Origin of the sequence: Paracoccus sp. PAMC 22219, assembly GCF_000787695.1 — a bacterium.
In the GTDB taxonomy this organism is placed as follows: Bacteria; Pseudomonadota; Alphaproteobacteria; order Rhodobacterales; family Rhodobacteraceae; genus Paracoccus.
On record NZ_BBPH01000255.1, the window covers coordinates 1 to 4,368 of the forward strand.

General features: G+C 70.1%; 3 protein-coding genes and 2 pseudogenes. 4 read left to right on the top strand and 1 reads right to left on the bottom strand.

Annotation, left to right across the window (positions count from 1 at the left end; translation table 11 throughout):
- A pseudogene (locus TY51_RS19790) lies at positions 1–265 on the bottom strand (hypothetical protein); the annotation flags it as partial.
- Positions 266–463: 198 nt separating this feature from the next.
- Here TY51_RS19790 and infC point away from each other — a divergent pair.
- The 4 genes and pseudogenes from infC to TY51_RS19810 all read left to right on the top strand — a co-directional run.
- Positions 464–1,003: a translation initiation factor IF-3 gene (gene infC, locus TY51_RS19795; protein WP_042253052.1), complete on the top strand. Its 540-nt coding sequence runs from the start codon at positions 464–466 to the stop codon at positions 1,001–1,003.
- 76 nt (positions 1,004–1,079) lie between these two features.
- Positions 1,080–1,558, top strand: a pseudogene (gene dut / locus TY51_RS19800) (dUTP diphosphatase).
- Positions 1,555–2,607, top strand: a complete 1,053-nt coding sequence (locus tag TY51_RS19805) for a molybdopterin-synthase adenylyltransferase MoeB (protein WP_231559170.1) — start codon at positions 1,555–1,557, stop codon at positions 2,605–2,607. The pseudogene dut and the gene TY51_RS19805 overlap by 4 nt, the downstream one beginning before the upstream one ends.
- Positions 2,608–2,634: 27 nt before the next feature.
- The coding region (locus tag TY51_RS19810) for a M3 family metallopeptidase (RefSeq protein ID WP_052650510.1) at positions 2,635–4,368 on the top strand (1,734 nt) is incomplete at its 3' end.

The window sequence follows — 4,368 nt, forward strand, 5'->3', positions numbered from 1 at the left end:
CGGCATCGGCCGCGGCGTTGGCTGCATCCTGGCTGTCGGTTCCCTGCGTGGCGGGGGCCTGATCCGCGGTCTGGGCGGCGCTCTGGGCGGCGTCGGCGGCGTCGTCGGCCAGACGCGCGGCATCGCCCGCGACGGTGTCGGGGGCCACGGTCTCGGGGGCCTGGGCCAGTTCCACGGGTTCGTCGGACCGGCTCTGCATCAGCACGGACGCGCCCCCCGCGGCCAGAACCAGAATCACGACGATCGGCAACAGTTTCGGCATCATGGACCCCTGATGTTCATGGCATTGGCACACTCTATGACACAGCCCCCCCCGCCGGAAAAGCGCCGCACCCCCCGATTGGGGCCGGATCGGCCCCCGCGGGGTCGAATTGCGGCCCGCACCGATCAATTCCGGTTGAATAACGGCGCGGTTGCCCTTATTTTCCTGTCACTTCGCATTGGCCATAAAAGGAGCAACGCCATAGCCCGCCGCCCGCATAACGCACCGCCCCAACGTGACACCGGTCCCCGCACCAACGAACGCATCCGCGTGTCCGAAATTCGCCTGATCGGTCCCGAAGGGGAAAACATCGGCGTCGTGCCGCCGTCGGTCGGCATGCAGATGGCACAGGATGCCGGGCTGGATCTGGTCGAGATTTCGCCGAACGCGGCCCCCCCGGTCTGCAAGGTCATGGACCTCGGCAAGTACAAGTACGAGATGCAGAAACGCGAGGCCGAGGCCCGCAAGAAGCAGAAGGTCATCGAGGTCAAGGAGATCAAGTTCCGTCCGGGAACCGATACCCACGACTATGACGTCAAGATGCGCAGCGTGCTCAAGTTCCTGGAAGGCGGCGACAAGGTCAAGGTGACCCTGCGTTTCCGCGGCCGCGAGATGGCCCACCAGGACCTTGGCCTGGAACTGCTGCACCGCGTCCGCGACGACGTCGGAGAGGCCGGAAAGGTCGAGACGATGCCCAAGCTGGAAGGCCGCCAGATGGTCATGATGATCGCGCCGAAATAAGGCCTGCGACACAGACGACGGAAACAGGGGCCGCGCGGGCATTGCCGCGCGGCCCTTTGCGTTGCAAGGATGCGCCATGACCCATGCCCCCGTCCTGCGCGTGATGCGCCTGCCCGATGCCGACCCGGCCATTCCGCTGCCCGCCTATCAGACGGAGGGGGCGGCGGGGGCCGACCTGTACGCGAACCTTGCCCCCGCCGACCGGGCGCAGGGGGTGACCCTGCCGCCGATGGGCCGCGCGCTGATCCCCATCGGGCTGGCGCTGGCCATCCCGCAGGGTGGGAGGTTCAGGTCCGCCCCCGGTCCGGGCTGGCGCTGAAACACGGCCTGACCCTTCCCAACAGCCCCGGCACGATCGACTGCGACTATCGCGGGCCTCTGGGCGTGATCGTGCTGAACCTGGGCGATGCGCCCTTCATCATCCACCACGGCGACCGGATCGCCCAGATGGTCGTGGCCCCCGCGCCGCAGGCCCGGTTCGATCTGGTCGACGCGCTGGACGACACCGCGCGCGGGCAGGGCGGCTTTGGCTCGACCGGGGGGGCGGGGCTGTGACCGGCGTCTTCCTGATCGTCATGCTGCTGATCCTGGGCCGGGTGCTGCACCTGCCGCGACAGGTGACGCTGCTGATGGTGGGCATCCTGTGGGTCGGCATGCTGTCGCTGCAGGTGGTCGCGCCGGGTAGCGGGGTGGCCACGGCCTTTGGCGGCAGCGCGGCAGGCTGGCTGGTGCTGGGCGCGCTGGTCCTGCTGGTGATCGGCTATCGCCGCCTGCTGCGCCGCCTGCGCGTGCGGGCGACGCCCGAACCGGTCCCGGTGACCCGCGACGCGGGCCTGTCGGACGGCGAACTGGACCGCTATGCCCGCCATCTGGTCTTGCACCAGATCGGCGGCGTGGGGCAGATGCGGCTGAAATCCGCGCGGGTGCTGGTCGTGGGGGCGGGGGGCCTTGGATCGCCCGTCTGCCTGTACCTGGCCGCGGCCGGGGTGGGGCGCATCACGCTGGCCGATGACGACACGGTCAGCCTGTCCAACCTGCAGCGCCAGGTGATCTTTCGCGACGACCTGCGCGGCGAACCCAAGGCCTATGCCGCGGCCGAGGCGATGCTGCGCCTGAACCCGCATCTGGACGTGACGCCCCTGACCCGCCGCATCACCCAAGCCGACACCAACCTGATCTCCCAGCATGACCTGGTCATCGACGGCACCGACGGTTTCGCGGGCCGCGCCGCGATCAACGCCGCCTGCGTGGCGGCGGGCGTGCCGCTGCTGTCGGGCGCCATCGGGCAATGGGAGGGGCAGGTGACCCTGTTCGACCCGGCCCGCGGCGGTCCCTGCATGGCCTGCCTGTTTCCCGTCGCCCCCGAACGCGACGCCCCCTGCGCCGAGGCGGGCGTCGTCGGCGCGCTGCCCGGCGTGATCGGCAGCCTGATGGCGCTGGAGGCGATCAAGCACCTGACAGGCGCGGGACAGGGCCTGCGCGGCCGGATGGTGCTGTTCGACGGCCTCTATGGCGAAACCCGGACCATCGCCTGCGCGCAGGACCCGGCCTGTCCGGTCTGCGGGGCGCAATCGGCGCTGGAACCCGGCATGTCGCAACCCTAGGCTGCCCGTCGACGACAGGAGGTCTTGATGAACCCGCAACTGACCCGCTGGACCGGCCCCGAGGGGCTGCCGCGTTTCGACCTGATCCGCGATACGGATTTCGCCCCCGCCTTCGACCAGGCGCTGGCCGCGGCCGAGGCCGCCAACGAGGCGATCGCCGCCAATCCCGACGCGCCCGATTTCGCCAACACCATCGCGGCCATGGAGACCGCGGACAAGGATCTGAACCGCGTCCTGTCCGTGTTCTATACGCTGGCCGGGGTCGATTCGAACGACGCGCGCCAGGCGCTGCAGCGCGATTTCGCGCCGCGTCTGGCCGAATACGGCAGCCGGATCAGCATGGACCCGCGCCTTTACGCCCGCGTCCGCGCGGTGGCCGCGGCGGCGGACGGCCTTGCGCCCGAGGATCGGCGCATCACCGAGCTGGCGCTGCGCGACCTGACGCGGGCCGGGGCGGGGCTGGACGACGCGGGCCGCGCCCGCATGGCCCAGATCCGCGCGCGGCTGGCTGTCTTGACCACGCAATTCACCCAGAACGTGCTGACCGACGAGCGTGATTACGTCATGCCGGTGGCCGACGACGCGCTGGCGGGGCTGCCCGACTGGCTGGTCCGCGCGATGCGGGCGGCGGCGCGCGAACGCGGCATGGCGGGGCAGGTGGTGACGCTGAACCGCTCTCTGATCGTGCCGTTCCTGGAACATGCCCAGAACCGGGCGCTGCGCGAGACGGCGTTCCGCGCCTGGACGGCGCGCGGTTCGGGGTCGGGCGCGGGTGGTCAAGCGACCGACAACCTGCCGCTGGTCGCCGAGATTCTGGCCCTGCGCCACGAACGTGCGCAGCTGCTGGGATATGCCGATTTCGCCAGCTACAAGCTGGAGACTCAGATGGCCGCGACCCCCGACCGGGTGCGCGACCTGCTGTCCCAGGTCTGGACCGCGGCGCGCGCCCGCGCCCTGTCGGACCAGGACCGGCTGACCGCGATGCTGCACGAAGACGGCGTGAACGGCCCGCTGGAGGCTTGGGACTGGCGCCTGTACGCCGAACGCCACCGCGCCCGCGCGCATGATTTCGATGCTGACGACGTGGCCCCCTATCTGACGCTGGACGCGATGCTGGGCGCGGTCTTCGACGTCGCGCACCGCCTGTTCGGGCTGGAATTCCAGCCGCTGGAGGCGCCGCTGTGGGCGCCCGACGTGCGCGCCTGGCGGATCACCCGCGACGGCCAGCTGATGGCCATCTTCGTTGGCGACTATTTCGCGCGGCCGTCGAAACGGTCGGGGGCGTGGTGTTCGGCCTTGCAGATGCAGCACAAGATCGGCGACGGCCAGAGGCCCATCGTGGTGAACGTCTGCAACTTCACCCCGCCGGATCAGCCGGGCGGCCCGGCCTTCCTGTCCTGGGACGACGCGCGCACGCTGTTCCACGAATTCGGTCATGCGACGCATCACATCCTGTCGGACGTGACCTGGCCCTCGATCTCGGGGACATCGGTGGCGCAGGATTTCGTGGAGCTGCCCAGCCAGCTGTACGAACACTGGCTGGAACAGCCCGCGGTGCTGGACGCCCATGCGCGCCATCACCAGACGGGCGAGGTCCTGCCCGCCGATCTGCGCGACCGGATGCTGGCCGCAGGCAAGGCGGGGGCGGGCTTCTCGACCGTGGAATACCTGGAAAGCGCGCTGGTCGATCTGGCCTTCCACGAAGGGGCGCCTGCCACGGACCCGATGGCGCGGCAGGCGGAGGTGCTGGAGGGGCTGGAG